This window comes from Streptomyces sp. NBC_01092, assembly GCF_045039535.1.
Lineage (GTDB): Bacteria > Actinomycetota > Actinomycetes > Streptomycetales > Streptomycetaceae > Streptomyces.
Genome location: NZ_CP108659.1, coordinates 2,547,222 through 2,563,760, shown reverse-complemented (window position 1 = coordinate 2,563,760; position 16,539 = coordinate 2,547,222). Strand labels below are relative to the sequence as shown.

Here is a 16,539-nt window from a genome sequence, read left to right as displayed (position 1 = left end):
CCGCCAGAGGTCCGATCCGGCTGTCACACCCCGCCGGTACCGTGAGGGCATGAGTCAAGGCCCCAGGTCCGGCCTCGCCGCGGTGAGCTCCGCGTTGCTGGCCATGAGCAGGCATCTCGAGGTGCGCGACGTCCTCAAGACGATCGTCGCCTCGGCCCGCGAGCTGCTCGACGCGCAGTACGCCGCGCTCGGCGTCCCGGACGACCACGGGGGCTTCGCCCAGTTCGTGGTCGACGGAGTCAGCGACGAGCAGTGGAAGGCCATCGGCCCGCTCCCGCGCCAGCACGGCATCCTCGCCGCGATGCTCCAGGAGGCCGAGGTCGAGCGCCTCGCCGACGTCCGCAAGGACCCCCGCTTCGAGGGCTGGCCGTCGGCGCACCCCGACATGTCCGACTTCCTGGGCCTGCCGATCCGCGACGGCGACGAGGTCATCGGCGCGCTCTTCCTGGCCAACAAGAACTGCCCGAAGCCGGAAGGCAGTTGCGGCTTCACCGAGGAGGACGAGGACCTCCTCGGCATCCTCGCCCAGCACGCCGCGATCGCCCTGACCAACGCCCGCCTGTACGAGCGCAGCCGCGAACTGACGATCGCCGAGGAGCGCTCGCGCCTGGCCCACGAGCTGCATGACGCGGTCAGCCAGAAGCTGTTCTCCCTGCGCCTGACGGCCCAGGCCGCCACCGCCCTGATCGACCGCGACCCGGCCCGCGCCAAGGGCGAGCTGCACCAGGTGGCCGCGCTCGCCGCCGAGGCCGCCGACGAACTGCGCGCCGCGGTCGTCGAGTTGCGCCCCGCAGCCCTCGACGAGGACGGCCTCGTCGCCACCCTGCGCACCCAGATCCAGGTCCTCGACCGTGCCCACACCGCCCGCGTCACCTTCGCCGGCCGCGGTGTGAAGGCCCTGCCCTCCGCCCAGGAGGAGGCCGTGCTGCGCGTCGCCCAGGAGGCCCTGCACAACGCCCTGCGGCACTCCGGAGCCGAGCACGTCGACGTGACGCTGGACCGCCGCGCCGGCGGAGCCGTCCTGCGGATCACGGACGACGGCGGCGGCTTCGACCCGAAGGCGATACGCCGCGCCGGACGCCACCTCGGCCTGGTCTCCATGCGGGACCGGGCGAGCGGGGTCGGCGGCACGCTGACCGTGGAATCGGCGCCCGGCAAGGGCACCGTGATCGAGATGGAGGTCCCCGGTGGCTGACGCAATCAAGGTGCTGCTCGTCGACGACCACCAGGTGGTCCGCCGGGGCCTGCGCACCTTCCTCGAAGTGCAGGACGACATCGAGGTCGTCGGCGAAGCCGCCGACGGCGCCGAGGGAGTGGCCCGCGCCGAGGAACTGAAACCGGACGTCGTGCTGATGGACGTGAAGATGCCGGGCATGGACGGCGTCGACGCCCTGCGCAAGCTCCGCGAACTGGACAACCCCGCGCGCGTGCTGATCGTCACCAGCTTCACCGAACAGCGCACGGTGATCCCAGCCCTGCGCGCGGGCGCCGCCGGTTACGTCTACAAGGACGTCGACCCGGACGCACTCGCCGGAGCCATCCGCTCGGTCCACGCCGGCCACATCCTGCTCCAGCCCGAGGTCGCGGGCGCCTTGCTGTCCCAGGAGGAGGCCAACTCGGGGCAGGGGAGAGCGGGCTCCCTGACGGAGCGGGAGCGCGAGGTGCTCACCCTGATCGCGGACGGCCGCTCGAACCGCGAGATAGCCAGAGCCCTGGTTCTCTCGGAGAAGACCGTCAAGACGCACGTCTCGAACATCCTGATGAAACTCGACCTCGCGGACCGCACCCAGGCCGCCCTGTGGGCCGTACGCCATGGCGTGACCGGCTGAAACGCTCTCCGCAGGGCGTGACGGACGGCAATACGGAGGGTTCCGCTCCGGACTGAGATTCATACCGTCGTGGGAATGTCCCCCGGATGGCGCATCCTTCGCGGATCTCCACCGTTCTCCAGTGCGTGCTGCGGCGACTGCCGCGGCAATCGCAAGGAGGGCTTAGAAGTGAAGAACCTGAAGAAGGCAGCGGCCGTGACGATGGTGGCGGGTGGCCTGCTGGCCGCCGGTGCCGGAATGGCCTCCGCCACCGGCGGCGCGCACGCCGACGGCCAGGCCGTGGGCTCCCCGGGCATCGCCTCGGGCAACCTCGTCCAGGCCCCGGTCAACGTCCCGGTCAACGTCTCGGGCAACAGCGTGAACGTCGTCGGCATCCTGAACCCCGCCTTCGGCAACCTGGCCGTCAACCACTGACGACCCCCAGAACAGGCAGTGACCTCCGGCCTCCCGGGTTTGCCCGGGGGGCCGGTCTGGTTTCTCGGCGAAGGCCGGGCATCTCCCCGGCTCCGGCCCGCGCCATCCAGCCCGTCCGGCGTTTGAGGACAAGGCCCCTTCAGGGCCGACACGGGGGCCTGGGGGCAGAGCCCCCAGCCACGGCAACACAAACACCGATCACCAAGCGAAGAACGCTCACCGCACGCCCCGCTCCCGCTCCTCCACAACGGAGTTGTACGCGGCAACCTGCGCCCGCCGAGCCACCCGCTCCACCGGCCGCAAGGCCTCCACCCGAGCCCCCATCTCGGCGGAGCTCACCGCACCCCCGTGCCCGTTCTCATACGCCAGCGACACCAGCAACCCCACCCGCTGAGCCAGCTCCAGCACCCGCACCGCCCGCGGCGGATACCCCGGCGCCAACACCTCCCGCCCCGCCTCGGCCCGCGCCCGGTACGCATCGATCGCCCCCTCGGCCACCGGCCCCGATCCGGCCACATCCAGCCGCGACAACACCGCGGTGGCATCCCGCAGCGCCTCCGCCAGCCCCCGCTCGGCCTCACCCAGCGACGGCACATCCGCGGGCGGCGCCTCCCGCACCGGCAGCACGCGCCAGACGACCTCGACATGTACATCTCCGTCGGGCCCGGCCTCGTACACCTCCGGCACCAGCCCCAAGGCGGAGCCGTGGCAGATCACGGCCTCCTCGGCATCCATCGCCCGCGCGTTGAACTCCGGCGGCCCGCTCAGCCCCAGCGGATGCCCCGGCGCGGGCAGCGCGATCCGCAGCCCGCTCACCCCGAGCGTCCGCAGCCGCCCGAGCGCCAGTGTGAGCCCCACGGGCGCCGCCTCGCCGGGCAGCCCTTCCACCCGGTGCACGGCATCGTCACCGGCGATCTCGTGCACGGCGTCGTCCGGCGAGACGAGTCCGGCCAAAAGGGCATTTCCCCAAGCGGCGAGGCGTCCTGAACGTGGTTCCGAGAGCATGCCCCCACCCTAAGGACCGGACCGATGGAATGAAGCGGCGGACCGGTGGCGTAGATTTCGTTGAGGGCTGCGCCCACAGGCGCACGCGACCACCGAGACGCCGAGACCGGTCACACTGCAAGGGGAGACAACGCGCTCATGAGCGATGTTCTGGAGCTTCAGGACGTATCCGTGGTCCGCGAGGGCCGGGCTCTGGTGGACCAGGTGTCCTGGTCGGTCAAGGAGGGCGAGCGCTGGGTCATCCTCGGCCCGAACGGCGCCGGCAAGACCACCCTCCTCAACGTCGCCTCCAGCTACCTCTACCCCAGCAAGGGCACCGCCACCATCCTCGGCGAGACCCTCGGCAAGCCCGGCACCGACGTCTTCGAGCTGCGCCCGCGCATCGGCGTGGCCGGCATCGCCCTGGCCGAGAAGCTCCCGAAGCGCCAGACCGTCCTCCAGACGGTGCTCACCGCCGCGTACGGCATGACCGCCACCTGGAACGAGGACTACGAGGAGGTCGACGAGCAGCGCGCCCTCGCCTTCCTCGACCGCCTCGGCATGACCGAGTACGCCGACCGCAAGTTCGGCACTCTCTCCGAGGGCGAGCGCAAGCGCACCCTCATCGCCCGTGCGCTGATGGCCGACCCCGAGCTGCTCCTCCTCGACGAGCCCGCCGCCGGCCTCGACCTCGGCGGTCGCGAGGACCTCGTGCGCCGCCTCGGCCGCCTCGCCCGCGACCCGATCGCCCCCTCGATGCTCATGGTCACCCACCACGTCGAAGAGATCCCCCCGGGCTTCACCCACGTCCTGATGATCCGTCAGGGCAAGGTCCTCGCAGCCGGCCCGATGGAGCTCGAACTCACCTCCCGCAACCTCTCCCTCTGCTTCGGCCTCCCCCTCGTCGTCGAACAGGTCGGTGACCGCTGGACGGCACAGGGCCTCCCGCTGTCCTGACCCGCTCCTTCGGAAGAGCCGTTCAAACGATCGGCGCCCTGTCGGCGACAGGGCCCGCGGTCCTACCATGACCATGTGGAAATCGACGCGTGGGTTTGGTGGTTGATCGGAGCGGCAGCGCTCGGCATCGGGCTCGTGATCACCGCGATGCCCGAACTCGGCATGCTCGCGGTGGGCGCCGTCGCGGCCGCCGTGGCCGCCGGCATCTTCGGCGGTGACGCCGTCGTCCAGGTCGTGGCCTTCGTCGTCGTCTCGACCGCACTCATCGCCGTCGTACGGCCCATCGCCAACCGGCATCGCGCACAGCGGCCCCAACTGGCCACCGGCATTGAGGCGTTGAAGGGCAAACAGGCCGTGGTACTGGAGCGCGTCGACGCATCCGGCGGCCGGATCAAGCTCGCCGGAGAGATCTGGTCGGCACGCTCTCTCGACACCGACCGCGCCTACGAAGCAGGCCAGGAAGTCGACGTCGTGGACATCGAGGGGGCCACGGCGATCGTCATGTGACCTCGCACGACGTAAGTGGCGCGAACCAGCCACGAGGCACGCGACGGTCTGTCAGACTCACCAGCAAGATCTTCAACAACCATAAGATCTGCCGAACATGCCGCAGCGGAGAAGGGGTACGGGGACACGACGATGGAACCGGTCATCATCGTCCTGATCATTCTGGTGGTGTTGGTCTTCATCGCCCTGATCAAGACGATCCAGGTCATCCCACAGGCGAGCGCGGCCATCGTCGAGCGCTTCGGCCGCTACACGCGGACACTCAACGCGGGCCTCAACATCGTGGTCCCGTTCATCGACACCATCCGCAACCGCATCGACCTGCGCGAACAGGTCGTGCCGTTCCCGCCGCAGCCGGTGATCACCCAGGACAACCTGGTCGTGAACATCGACACCGTCATCTACTACCAGGTGACCGACGCCCGCGCCGCCACCTACGAAGTCGCCAGTTACATCCAGGCGATCGAGCAGCTCACGGTCACCACGCTCCGCAACATCATCGGTGGCATGGACCTGGAGCGCACCCTGACCTCCCGCGAGGAGATCAACGCGGCCCTGCGCGGAGTCCTCGACGAGGCGACGGGCAAGTGGGGAATCCGGGTCAACCGCGTCGAGTTGAAGGCGATCGAGCCGCCCACCTCCATCCAGGACTCGATGGAGAAGCAGATGCGCGCCGACCGCGACAAGCGCGCCGCGATCCTCACGGCCGAAGGTACGCGCCAGGCCGCCATCCTCACCGCCGAGGGCGAGAAGCAGTCCCAGATCCTGCGCGCCGAGGGTGAGGCCAAGGCGGCGGCCCTGCGAGCAGAGGGCGAGGCCCAAGCGGTCCGCACGGTCTTCGAGGCGATCCACGCAGGCGACCCGGACCAGAAGCTCCTCAGCTACCAGTACCTCCAGATGCTCCCCAAGATCGCCGAGGGCGATGCCAACAAGCTCTGGATCGTCCCCAGCGAAATCGGCGACGCCCTCAAGGGCCTGTCGGGCGCGATGGGCAACCTGGGCAACCTGGGCGGCGGTTCGAGCGCAGGCACGGAACGCCGAGAGAAGCCGTCAATCGACTGACGCGCGGTCCGTCGTACGACATTGGGGCCCACCTTCCTCGGAAGGCGGGCCCCAAACGCCTTTAGGGACGCGGGGAACTGCGCGACCGGCCACCCCCAGCCCGCAACCGACACCCCGGTCGCGACCCCACGGCGAACAGTCAGGCAGCATCCATCGCAAGCCAATCCGGCAGCGCAGCGAACTCATCCGCACCCAGCGTCAGCAACATCGCATCGGCAGGCGTCGGCTCGAACGGCTCCCGAAGCAACGGCATACCCGCCTGCTCAGGCGTCCGGTCAGCCTTCCGGTGATTGTCCTCCGCACACGAGGCGACCGTATTCAGCCATGTGTCCTGACCACCGTGCGACCGCGGCACCACGTGGTCCACGGTCGTGGCCCGGCGCCCGCAGTACGCGCACCGGTGCCGGTCCCGCACCAGAACACCCCGCCTCGACCACGGCGCTTGTCTTCGGAAGGGCACCCGTACATACCTGCACAGCCTGATCACCCGGGGCGCGGGTATGTCGACCTCGGCTCCACGCATGCGCAGTTCGGGGTGGGCCTGCTCGACGACGGCCTTGTCCTGAAGCACCAGAACGACGGCTCGATTCAACGTCACCGTCGACAGCGGCTCGAAGCTCGCGTTCAGTACCAGCGTGTCCCGCATTGCAGCCCACCTCCCGTGCGCACCTGCCCACCCCCTGGCGGGCTGGGATCAACTCTGGCCGGGCACGCCGAGATGGACAACGAAATAAAAAATGCCCGCCCCCGATCACTTCCATGACCTGGGGCGGGCAAACGTTCCATGAACGTCAGGCTTCGGCGGGCGCCTCGTACTCACCGATCACATGGGCACGCGCGAGCGCGTGGAACCGCAGATTGAAGCCGACGACGGCCGGGCTGGCGTCCGCGTCAGGACCGAGCTTCTCCTGATCCACGGCGTACACCGTGAACACATAGCGGTGCGGCCCGTCGCCGGGCGGCGGCGCGGCACCACCGAAGTCCTTCGACCCGTAGTCGTTCCGCGCCTGTACGGCACCCTCCGGCAGCCCCTCGAACTTGCCGCTGCCCGCACCCGCCGGCAGCTCGGTCACGGAGGCCGGGATGTCGAAGAGGACCCAGTGCCAGAACCCGCTGCCCGTGGGGGCGTCCGGGTCGTAGCACGTCACGGCGAAGCTCTTGGTCTCAGCCGGGAAGCCCTCCCAGCGCAGCTGCGGCGAGGTATTGCCGGCCGCGTAGACCTGAGCGTCCTTGAGGGTCCCGCCGGACGAGACGTCCTCGCTCGTGACCGTGAAGGACGGTACGGGCGGATGGAAGTCGTGGGGCAGCGGGCGCCTCTTGAGCTCGGTCACTTCGATACCTCCTGTTGGAACAGTGGAATCAGCAGTTCCGAGCCTAGAACCAGTTGCGCTTGCTGCCGACCTCGGACAGCCACTGGTTGAGATACGCCGCCCAGTCGGTCCCGTGGAAGTCGTTCAGACCCACCTGGAACGAACGGAACGTGTCACTGCCCTCGCTGAACAGCCCCGGCTTCTTGTCCATTTCGAGGACGACGTCCATCGCGTTGCCGTCCGCCACGAAGCTCAGCTCGACCTGGTTGATCCCGCGGTACTGCTGCGGCGGGAAGAACTCGATCTCCTGGTAGAACGGCAGCTTCTGCCGCGTACCGCGGATGCGGCCGCGCTCCATGTCCGCGTTCTTGAAGCGGAAGCCCAGCTGGATGAAGGCGTCGAGGATCGCCTTCTGCGCGGGCAGCGGGTGCACGATGATCGGGTCCAGGTCGGTGGAGTCGACGGCCCGAGCGATCGCCAGCTCCGTCGTCACACCGATGTTCATGCCGCGCAGAGTCTGACCGTCGATCGACGTGATCGGCGTCTCCCACGGGATCTCCAGCCCGAACGGCACCGCGTGCACGCCCCCGGCCTGCAGCTCGAAGGCACCACCGAGCTGCATCTTCGTGAACTCGATGTCCTGCTTGTACTCCGAGTCCTGACCCTCGACCTCGACACGTGCCTGAAGTCCCACGGACAGGCCCTCGATGTTCTGGCTCACGGACCCGCCCTGAATCCGCACCTCGCCCTGGACGACACCGCCCGGAACGACGTTGACCTCGGTCAGCACCGTCTCGACCGAAGCACCGCCGGCCCCCAGGCTCGCGAGCAGCTTCTTGAACGCCATGACTCTCCTCTTCTCAGAGTGGATCCCTGATCCCTACAAACGCGATCCGGCCGTGGCCGGTTCCGCGCTCCCACCCTGGCAAGCCGCGGGCCCCCTGACCACCCCGTCGCCACCACCCGTCTGCACTACCCTCGGACGGCATGATCGCGACCCCCGACCGTACGCCCCTGCCCCGGGACTTCTTCGACCGCCCCGTCCTCGAAGTCGCCCCCGACCTCCTGGGCCGCATCCTCGTACGCACCACCCCGGACGGTCCGATCTCCCTCCGCATCACAGAGGTGGAGGCCTACGACGGCCCGAACGACCCCGGCTCCCACGCTTATCGCGGTCGCACACCCCGCACCGACGTGATGTTCGGTCCCCCCGGGCACGTCTACGTCTACTTCACCTACGGCATGTGGCACTGCATGAACCTGGTCTGCGGTCCCGACGGCCGGGCGAGCGCGGTCCTGCTGCGCGCCGGCGAGATCGTGGAGGGCGCCGAGCTCGCCCGCACACGTCGACTCTCGGCCCGTAACGACAAGGAACTGGCCAAAGGACCGGCCCGCCTGGCCACCGCCCTGGGCGTGGACCGTGACCTGGACGGCACGGACGTGTGCGCTTCCGGCGAGACCCCACTGAGGATGCTCGCCGGCACCCCGATCCCCTCCGACCAGGTACGCAATGGTCCACGCACCGGCGTGGCCGGCGACGGCGGCAACGGCGACATCCACCCCTGGCGCTACTGGATCGCCAACGACCCCACGGTCAGCCCCTATCGGGCGCATGTCCCGAAGCGTCGCTCAAGTTGACGCGGCATGGCCGTGCGCGTAACGTAGCCCGAGCCGCTGAACCGGGTACTGCGAAGTCAGCAGCCGGAGCGGCCAACCCACTACCTACGACTTCCCCTCAGCGGGGTCGATTCCGGCGTGCCTGCATGCCCGAATTCGAATCCGCGGAAGCCCGATTATGAATCGGCCGGGGGAATCGGCTAACGTAGTGAATGTCGAAAGGCCGACGGGCGAAAGCCCAGGCCCCATGGCAATCCCGCCGACAGGGAATCGGATCGAAAAAGGATCTGATAGAGTCGGAAACGCAAGACCGAAGGGAAGCGCCCGGAGGAAAGCCCGAGAGGGTGAGTACAAAGGAAGCGTCCGTTCCTTGAGAACTCAACAGCGTGCCAAAAATCAACGCCAGATATGTTGATACCCCGTCTCCGGCCGGTCTTCCGGTTGGGACGAGGTTCCTTTGAAATAAACACAGCGAGGACGCTGTGAACGGTCGGGCCTATTCCGCTCGACTGTTCCGCTCTCGTGATGTGTGCACCCGATTACGGGTAAACATTCACGGAGAGTTTGATCCTGGCTCAGGACGAACGCTGGCGGCGTGCTTAACACATGCAAGTCGAACGATGAACCACTTCGGTGGGGATTAGTGGCGAACGGGTGAGTAACACGTGGGCAATCTGCCCTTCACTCTGGGACAAGCCCTGGAAACGGGGTCTAATACCGGATAACACTTCCACTCTCCTGGGTGGAGGTTAAAAGCTCCGGCGGTGAAGGATGAGCCCGCGGCCTATCAGCTTGTTGGTGAGGTAATGGCTCACCAAGGCGACGACGGGTAGCCGGCCTGAGAGGGCGACCGGCCACACTGGGACTGAGACACGGCCCAGACTCCTACGGGAGGCAGCAGTGGGGAATATTGCACAATGGGCGAAAGCCTGATGCAGCGACGCCGCGTGAGGGATGACGGCCTTCGGGTTGTAAACCTCTTTCAGCAGGGAAGAAGCGAAAGTGACGGTACCTGCAGAAGAAGCGCCGGCTAACTACGTGCCAGCAGCCGCGGTAATACGTAGGGCGCAAGCGTTGTCCGGAATTATTGGGCGTAAAGAGCTCGTAGGCGGCTTGTCACGTCGGGTGTGAAAGCCCGGGGCTTAACCCCGGGTCTGCATTCGATACGGGCTAGCTAGAGTGTGGTAGGGGAGATCGGAATTCCTGGTGTAGCGGTGAAATGCGCAGATATCAGGAGGAACACCGGTGGCGAAGGCGGATCTCTGGGCCATTACTGACGCTGAGGAGCGAAAGCGTGGGGAGCGAACAGGATTAGATACCCTGGTAGTCCACGCCGTAAACGGTGGGAACTAGGTGTTGGCGACATTCCACGTCGTCGGTGCCGCAGCTAACGCATTAAGTTCCCCGCCTGGGGAGTACGGCCGCAAGGCTAAAACTCAAAGGAATTGACGGGGGCCCGCACAAGCAGCGGAGCATGTGGCTTAATTCGACGCAACGCGAAGAACCTTACCAAGGCTTGACATACACCGGAAAGCATTAGAGATAGTGCCCCCCTTGTGGTCGGTGTACAGGTGGTGCATGGCTGTCGTCAGCTCGTGTCGTGAGATGTTGGGTTAAGTCCCGCAACGAGCGCAACCCTTGTTCTGTGTTGCCAGCATGCCCTTCGGGGTGATGGGGACTCACAGGAGACCGCCGGGGTCAACTCGGAGGAAGGTGGGGACGACGTCAAGTCATCATGCCCCTTATGTCTTGGGCTGCACACGTGCTACAATGGCCGGTACAATGAGCTGCGATACCGTGAGGTGGAGCGAATCTCAAAAAGCCGGTCTCAGTTCGGATTGGGGTCTGCAACTCGACCCCATGAAGTCGGAGTTGCTAGTAATCGCAGATCAGCATTGCTGCGGTGAATACGTTCCCGGGCCTTGTACACACCGCCCGTCACGTCACGAAAGTCGGTAACACCCGAAGCCGGTGGCCCAACCCCTTGTGGGAGGGAGCTGTCGAAGGTGGGACTGGCGATTGGGACGAAGTCGTAACAAGGTAGCCGTACCGGAAGGTGCGGCTGGATCACCTCCTTTCTAAGGAGCACTTCTCACCGAGTCCTTCGGGACGAGGTCAGAGGCCAGTACATCAGCGAATGTCTGATGCTGGTTGCTCATGGGTGGAACGTTGATTATTCGGCACACTTGATCGTCTTCTCTTCCTAGTACTGCTTCGGCGTGGAATGGATGAAGAAGAGGCGGGTGTGCCGGGCACGTTGTTGGGTGTCTGAGGGCACGGCCGTTATGGCTGCCTTCAGTTGCCGGCGCCGGTGTAGCACCACGAAAGTGGTGTGTGACGGTGTACTGGTCGTTGTTTGAGAACTGCACAGTGGACGCGAGCATCTGTGGCCAAGTTTTTAAGGGCGCACGGTGGATGCCTTGGCACCAGGAACCGATGAAGGACGTGGGAGGCCACGATAGGCCCCGGGGAGTCGTCAACCAGGCTTTGATCCGGGGGTGTCCGAATGGGGAAACCCGGCAGTCGTCATGGGCTGTCACCCTTGCCTGAACACATAGGGCAAGTGGAGGGAACGCGGGGAAGTGAAACATCTCAGTACCCGCAGGAAGAGAAAACAACCGTGATTCCGGGAGTAGTGGCGAGCGAAACTGGATGAGGCCAAACCGTATACGTGTGAGACCCGGCAGGGGTTGCGTGTGCGGGGTTGTGGGATCTCTCTTTCACAGTCTGCCGGCTGTGAGACGAGTCAGAAACCGTTGATGTAGGCGAAGGACATGCGAAAGGTCCGGCGTAGAGGGTAAGACCCCCGTAGTCGAAACATCAGCGGCTCGTTTGAGAGACACCCAAGTAGCACGGGGCCCGAGAAATCCCGTGTGAATCTGGCGGGACCACCCGCTAAGCCTAAATATTCCCTGGTGACCGATAGCGGATAGTACCGTGAGGGAATGGTGAAAAGTACCGCGGGAGCGGAGTGAAATAGTACCTGAAACCGTGTGCCTACAAGCCGTGGGAGCGTCGGATACGTGCTTGCACGTATCTCGTGACTGCGTGCCTTTTGAAGAATGAGCCTGCGAGTTTGCGGTGTGTTGCGAGGTTAACCCGTGTGGGGAAGCCGTAGCGAAAGCGAGTCCGAATAGGGCGATATAGTAGCGCGCTCAAGACCCGAAGCGGAGTGATCTAGCCATGGGCAGGTTGAAGCGGAGGTAAGACTTCGTGGAGGACCGAACCCACCAGGGTTGAAAACCTGGGGGATGACCTGTGGTTAGGGGTGAAAGGCCAATCAAACTCCGTGATAGCTGGTTCTCCCCGAAATGCATTTAGGTGCAGCGTCGTGTGTTTCTTGCCGGAGGTAGAGCACTGGATAGGCGATGGGCCCTACCGGGTTACTGACCTTAGCCAAACTCCGAATGCCGGTAAGTGAGAGCGCGGCAGTGAGACTGTGGGGGATAAGCTCCATGGTCGAGAGGGAAACAGCCCAGAGCATCGACTAAGGCCCCTAAGCGTACGCTAAGTGGGAAAGGATGTGGAGTCGCACAGACAACCAGGAGGTTGGCTTAGAAGCAGCCACCCTTGAAAGAGTGCGTAATAGCTCACTGGTCTAGTGATTCCGCGCCGACAATGTAGCGGGGCTCAAGCGTACCGCCGAAGTCGTGTCATTCATACAATAGGGCCAACGCCCGTATGGATGGGTAGGGGAGCGTCGTGTGCCGGGTGAAGCAGCCGCGGAAGCGAGTTGTGGACGGTTCACGAGTGAGAATGCAGGCATGAGTAGCGATACACACGTGAGAAACGTGTGCGCCGATTGACTAAGGGTTCCTGGGTCAAGCTGATCTGCCCAGGGTAAGTCGGGACCTAAGGCGAGGCCGACAGGCGTAGTCGATGGATAACCGGTTGATATTCCGGTACCCGCTGTGAAGCGTCAAACATTGAACCAGGCGATGCTAAGTCCGTGAAGCCGCCCTGGAGCCTTCGGGCAAAGGGGAGTGGTGGAGCCGACGGACCAGACCTGTAGTAGGTGAGTGATGGGGTGACGCAGGAAGGTAGTCCAGCCCGGGCGGTGGTTGTCCCGGGGTAAGGGTGTAGGCCGTGCGATAGGTAAATCCGTCGCACATGAGGCTGAGACCTGATGCCGAGCCGATTGTGGTGAAGTGGATGATCCTATGCTGTCGAGAAAAGCCTCTAGCGAGTTTCATGGCGGCCCGTACCCTAAACCGACTCAGGTGGTCAGGTAGAGAATACCGAGGCGTTCGGGTGAACTATGGTTAAGGAACTCGGCAAAATGCCCCCGTAACTTCGGGAGAAGGGGGGCCATGTCCGGTGATCCGATTTACTCGGTGAGCTGGGGGTGGCCGCAGAGACCAGCGAGAAGCGACTGTTTACTAAAAACACAGGTCCGTGCGAAGCCGTAAGGCGATGTATACGGACTGACGCCTGCCCGGTGCTGGAACGTTAAGGGGACCGGTTAGTCATGATTCGTCATGGCGAAGCTGAGAACTTAAGCGCCAGTAAACGGCGGTGGTAACTATAACCATCCTAAGGTAGCGAAATTCCTTGTCGGGTAAGTTCCGACCTGCACGAATGGCGTAACGACTTCTCGACTGTCTCAACCATAGGCCCGGTGAAATTGCACTACGAGTAAAGATGCTCGTTTCGCGCAGCAGGACGGAAAGACCCCGGGACCTTTACTACAGTTTGATATTGGTGTTCGGTTCGGCTTGTGTAGGATAGCTGGGAGACTGTGAACTCTGGACGCCAGTTCAGGGGGAGTCGTCGTTGAAATACCAGTCTGGTCGTGCTGGATGTCTAACCTGGGTCCGTGATCCGGATCAGGGACAGTGTCTGATGGGTAGTTTAACTGGGGCGGTTGCCTCCTAAAGAGTAACGGAGGCGCCCAAAGGTTCCCTCAGCCTGGTTGGCAATCAGGTGTTGAGTGTAAGTGCACAAGGGAGCTTGACTGTGAGACCGACGGGTCGAGCAGGGACGAAAGTCGGGACTAGTGATCCGGCGGTGGCTTGTGGAAGCGCCGTCGCTCAACGGATAAAAGGTACCCCGGGGATAACAGGCTGATCTTCCCCAAGAGTCCATATCGACGGGATGGTTTGGCACCTCGATGTCGGCTCGTCGCATCCTGGGGCTGGAGTCGGTCCCAAGGGTTGGGCTGTTCGCCCATTAAAGCGGTACGCGAGCTGGGTTTAGAACGTCGTGAGACAGTTCGGTCCCTATCCGCTGCGCGCGCAGGAATATTGAGAAGGGCTGTCCCTAGTACGAGAGGACCGGGACGGACGAACCTCTGGTGTGCCAGTTGTTCTGCCAAGGGCATGGCTGGTTGGCTACGTTCGGGAGGGATAACCGCTGAAAGCATCTAAGCGGGAAGCCTGCTTCGAGATGAGTATTCCCACCCACTAGATGGGGTAAGGCTCCCAGTAGACGACTGGGTTGATAGGCCGGATCTGGAAGCACGGTAACGTGTGGAGGTGACCGGTACTAATAGGCCGAGGGCTTGTCCATAGAGGCTCGCGTCCACTGTGTTGGTTCTGAGGCAACGACCGTTGCCGGTTTCTAGAGCAGAACAGACAAAAGAAGAGTGTGCTTGTTCGCTCGAAACCATTAGGGTTTCGGTGGTTATAGCGTGAGGGAAACGCCCGGTTACATTCCGAACCCGGAAGCTAAGCCTTACAGCGCCGATGGTACTGCAGGGGGGACCCTGTGGGAGAGTAGGACGCCGCCGAACAATCTTTGGAGGACCCCTGGTCCCAGCGTTCAGCTGGGACCAGGGGTCCTTTTGTTTTTACAATGCTTGTGGTACCGAAGACAGGAGTCACCCATGTCCACCAACTCTCCCGACGACCGACCGGAGCGCGAACCGCGGCGACGGGAAAGTGGTGACCGCGGCGACCGGGGTGATCGAGGCGGCTACCGAGGCGACCGTGGCGGTGCCCCCCGTCGCGACAACGACCGTGGTGGCTACGGGCGTCGTGACGATCGTCGTGGCGACGACCGGGGCAGTGATCGGGGCGGCGACCGCGGTGGTGACCGTGGTGGCTTCCGTCGCGACGACCGCCGTGACGATCGTCGCGGCGACGACCGTGGCGGCTTCCGGCGGGACGACAACCGTGGCGCGGGCTACGGCCGGCGCGATGACCGCGGCGGCGACCGGCGTGAAGGCGATCGTGGTCCCCGTCCGCCGTTCCGTAGGGACGACCGTTCCAGCGGACCGCGTCGGGACGACCGTGACCGTGGCGTCCGCCGCGAGGGCGATCGCCCCTCCTTCCGTCGTGACGAGCGAGGGGAGCGTCGCGACGACGAGCGAGGGAGCCACGGTCGGCGCGATGACCGTCGTGGCGATGACCGCGGTGGGTTCCGGCGGGACGACAACCGTGGTGGCGGCTACGGCCGGCGCGATGACCGTGGCGGCGACCGCCGTAGCGACGACCGTCGTGATGGCGACCGCGGCGGCTTCCGCCGGGACGACCGGGACCGCGGGTTCCGTGGCGACGACCGGGACCGTGGCTTCCGCCGTGACGATCGCCGCGACGACCGTCGGGGCGATGACCGCGGTGGCGACCGAGGCGGTTTCCGGCGCGATGACCGTCGTGACGATCGCCGTGGTGATGATCGCGGTGGCGACCGTGGTGGCTTCCGCCGCGATGACCGTCGTGACGACCGCCGTGACGACCGCGGTGGGTTCCGGCGTGACGATCGTCGTGGTGACGACCGGGGCGGCGACCGCGGTGGGTTCCGCCGCGATGACCGGCGTGACGACCGCCGTGACGACCGGCGTGACGACCGTCGTGGTGATGACCGTCGTGGTGATGACCGTGGTGGCTTCCGGCGGGACGACAGCCGAGGTGACCGGGGTGGGTTCCGTGGGGGCGACGACCGTGGCGGTCGTGGGCCTCGTCGGGACGACCGTGGCGGTCGGCCCGGAGGGTTCCGCGGGCGGGACGACCGGCGCGATGACCGGCGTGGCGGTGGTCGGTTCCGTGATGAGCGGGATCGTGACCGGGACCGCGAGCCGATCAAGCGGCTGCCGATCCCCGAGGACGTCACGGGTGACGAGGTCGACAAGGACGTACGGCAGGAGCTTCAGAGCCTGCCGAAGACGCTCGCCGAGGATGTCGCCAAGAACCTGGTGATGGTCGCGCGGCTCATCGACGAGGACCCCGAGGGCGCTTACGGCTACTCCAAGGTGGCTCTGCGGCTCGCTTCGCGTGTCGCGGCCGTACGAGAGGCGGCCGGGTTCGCCGCGTATGCCACGCAGAAGTACGCCGAGGCGCTTGCGGAGTTCCGGGCGGCGCGGCGGATGACGGGTGGCGTGGAGTTGTGGCCGCTGATGGCCGACTGTGAGCGTGGGCTCGGGCGGCCGGAGAAGGCGCTCGACATGGCCGGGGCTCCCGAGGTGCAGAAGCTCGACAAGGCCGGACAGGTGGAGATGCGGCTCGTCGCGGCCGGCGCCCGGCGTGACATGGGGCAGCTGGACGCGGCCATCGTGACGCTGCAGAGCCCCGAGCTCGCCTCCAACGCCGTACAGCCGTGGACCGCGCGGCTGCGGTACGCGTACGCGGACGCGCTGCTCGCCGCCGGGCGGCAGGGTGAGGCGCGCGAGTGGTTCGCGAAGGCCGTCGAGGCCGACAAGGACGGCAGCACGGACGCTTCCGACCGGCTCGCTGAGATGGACGGTGTCGAGTTCGTCGACGCCTTCGACGAGGAGGAGGGCGAGGGCGACAGCGAGGACGGCGGCAGCGACGTGCAGGCGTCGGCCGACCCCGAAGAGGCCGACCCCGAAGAAGGCGACAAGGAATGAGCGGCGTGTGAAGTGAGGGGCGGGATTCCGGACAGGGGTCCCGCCCCTCGGCGTT

At 65.5% G+C, this 16,539-nt stretch carries 13 protein-coding genes, 3 rRNA genes and 1 pseudogene; 12 read left to right on the top strand and 5 right to left on the bottom strand.

What is annotated here, in order from left to right; genetic code table 11:
• Positions 1–49 precede the first annotated feature (49 nt).
• The 3 genes from OG254_RS11290 to OG254_RS11280 all read left to right on the top strand — a co-directional run bounded on the left by OG254_RS11290 (position 50) and on the right by OG254_RS11280 (position 2,243).
• The gene (locus OG254_RS11290; RefSeq protein WP_405580148.1) at positions 50–1,195 is read left to right on the top strand and encodes a GAF domain-containing sensor histidine kinase; all 1,146 of its coding nucleotides are present in this window, start codon (positions 50–52) and stop codon (positions 1,193–1,195) included.
• Positions 1,188–1,829, top strand: a complete 642-nt coding sequence (locus tag OG254_RS11285; protein WP_351194964.1) for a response regulator transcription factor — start codon at positions 1,188–1,190, stop codon at positions 1,827–1,829. Before OG254_RS11290 ends, OG254_RS11285 begins: the two co-directional genes overlap by 8 nt.
• Positions 1,830–1,997: 168 nt before the next feature.
• On the top strand, positions 1,998–2,243 hold the full coding sequence (locus tag OG254_RS11280) for a chaplin (protein ID WP_405580146.1): 246 nt from the start codon (positions 1,998–2,000) through the stop codon (positions 2,241–2,243).
• Between the two features lie 216 nt (positions 2,244–2,459).
• Here the strand turns inward: OG254_RS11280 and OG254_RS11275 are convergent, their stop codons facing one another.
• Positions 2,460–3,248 (bottom strand): hypothetical protein, encoded by a 789-nt coding sequence (locus OG254_RS11275; RefSeq protein WP_405580143.1) that lies wholly within the window; start codon positions 3,246–3,248, stop codon positions 2,460–2,462.
• 138 nt (positions 3,249–3,386) lie between these two features.
• Here OG254_RS11275 and OG254_RS11270 point away from each other — a divergent pair, with 138 nt between their 5' ends.
• The 3 genes from OG254_RS11270 (at position 3,387) to OG254_RS11260 (ending at position 5,753) form a co-directional block, all read left to right on the top strand.
• A complete protein-coding gene (locus OG254_RS11270; protein ID WP_393522669.1) occupies positions 3,387–4,184 on the top strand; it encodes an ABC transporter ATP-binding protein in 798 nt (265 codons plus the stop codon).
• 75 nt (positions 4,185–4,259) lie between these two features.
• Positions 4,260–4,691 carry an NfeD family protein gene (locus OG254_RS11265; protein WP_405580141.1) on the top strand — a complete coding sequence of 144 codons (432 nt, stop codon included), beginning with the start codon at positions 4,260–4,262 and terminating at the stop codon, positions 4,689–4,691.
• Between the two features lie 132 nt (positions 4,692–4,823).
• Positions 4,824–5,753: an SPFH domain-containing protein gene (locus OG254_RS11260; protein WP_405580139.1), complete on the top strand. Its 930-nt coding sequence runs from the start codon at positions 4,824–4,826 to the stop codon at positions 5,751–5,753.
• Positions 5,754–5,892: 139 nt separating this feature from the next.
• On the opposite strand, the gene OG254_RS11255 is transcribed toward OG254_RS11260, so the two are convergent.
• The 3 genes from OG254_RS11255 to OG254_RS11245 form a co-directional block, all read right to left on the bottom strand.
• The gene (locus OG254_RS11255) at positions 5,893–6,399 is read right to left on the bottom strand and encodes an HNH endonuclease (protein WP_147996856.1); all 507 of its coding nucleotides are present in this window, start codon (positions 6,397–6,399) and stop codon (positions 5,893–5,895) included.
• A gap of 145 nt (positions 6,400–6,544) precedes the next feature.
• Complete coding sequence (locus OG254_RS11250) at positions 6,545–7,084, bottom strand: YbhB/YbcL family Raf kinase inhibitor-like protein (RefSeq protein ID WP_351194954.1); 540 nt, start codon at positions 7,082–7,084, stop codon at positions 6,545–6,547.
• 43 nt (positions 7,085–7,127) lie between these two features.
• The gene (locus OG254_RS11245) at positions 7,128–7,910 is read right to left on the bottom strand and encodes a sporulation protein (RefSeq protein ID WP_405580136.1); all 783 of its coding nucleotides are present in this window, start codon (positions 7,908–7,910) and stop codon (positions 7,128–7,130) included.
• A 140-nt stretch (positions 7,911–8,050) separates the two neighbouring features.
• On the opposite strand from OG254_RS11245, the gene OG254_RS11240 reads away from it, so the two are divergent.
• From OG254_RS11240 to rrf, 4 genes are all read left to right on the top strand, one after another.
• Positions 8,051–8,701: a DNA-3-methyladenine glycosylase gene (locus OG254_RS11240; protein ID WP_405580133.1), complete on the top strand. Its 651-nt coding sequence runs from the start codon at positions 8,051–8,053 to the stop codon at positions 8,699–8,701.
• Between the two features lie 531 nt (positions 8,702–9,232).
• Positions 9,233–10,758: ribosomal RNA gene (locus OG254_RS11235) — 16S ribosomal RNA — on the top strand.
• Positions 10,759–11,068: 310 nt separating this feature from the next.
• Positions 11,069–14,188, top strand: a 23S ribosomal RNA gene (locus OG254_RS11230).
• A gap of 106 nt (positions 14,189–14,294) precedes the next feature.
• Positions 14,295–14,411 (top strand): 5S ribosomal RNA (rrf, locus tag OG254_RS11225).
• The 16S, 23S and 5S rRNA genes sit together here, the layout of an rRNA operon.
• An 87-nt stretch (positions 14,412–14,498) precedes the next feature.
• Here rrf and OG254_RS11220 read toward each other — a convergent pair.
• Complete coding sequence (locus OG254_RS11220) at positions 14,499–14,999, bottom strand: hypothetical protein (protein WP_405595671.1); 501 nt, start codon at positions 14,997–14,999, stop codon at positions 14,499–14,501.
• Here OG254_RS11220 and OG254_RS11215 point away from each other — a divergent pair.
• Positions 14,922–15,674: pseudogene (locus OG254_RS11215) on the top strand (tetratricopeptide repeat protein); the annotation flags it as partial. The gene OG254_RS11220 and the pseudogene OG254_RS11215 sit on opposite strands and share 78 nt — an antisense overlap.
• Positions 15,675–15,707: 33 nt before the next feature.
• The gene (locus OG254_RS11210) at positions 15,708–16,484 is read left to right on the top strand and encodes a hypothetical protein (protein WP_405594938.1); all 777 of its coding nucleotides are present in this window, start codon (positions 15,708–15,710) and stop codon (positions 16,482–16,484) included.
• Positions 16,485–16,539 lie beyond the last annotated feature (55 nt).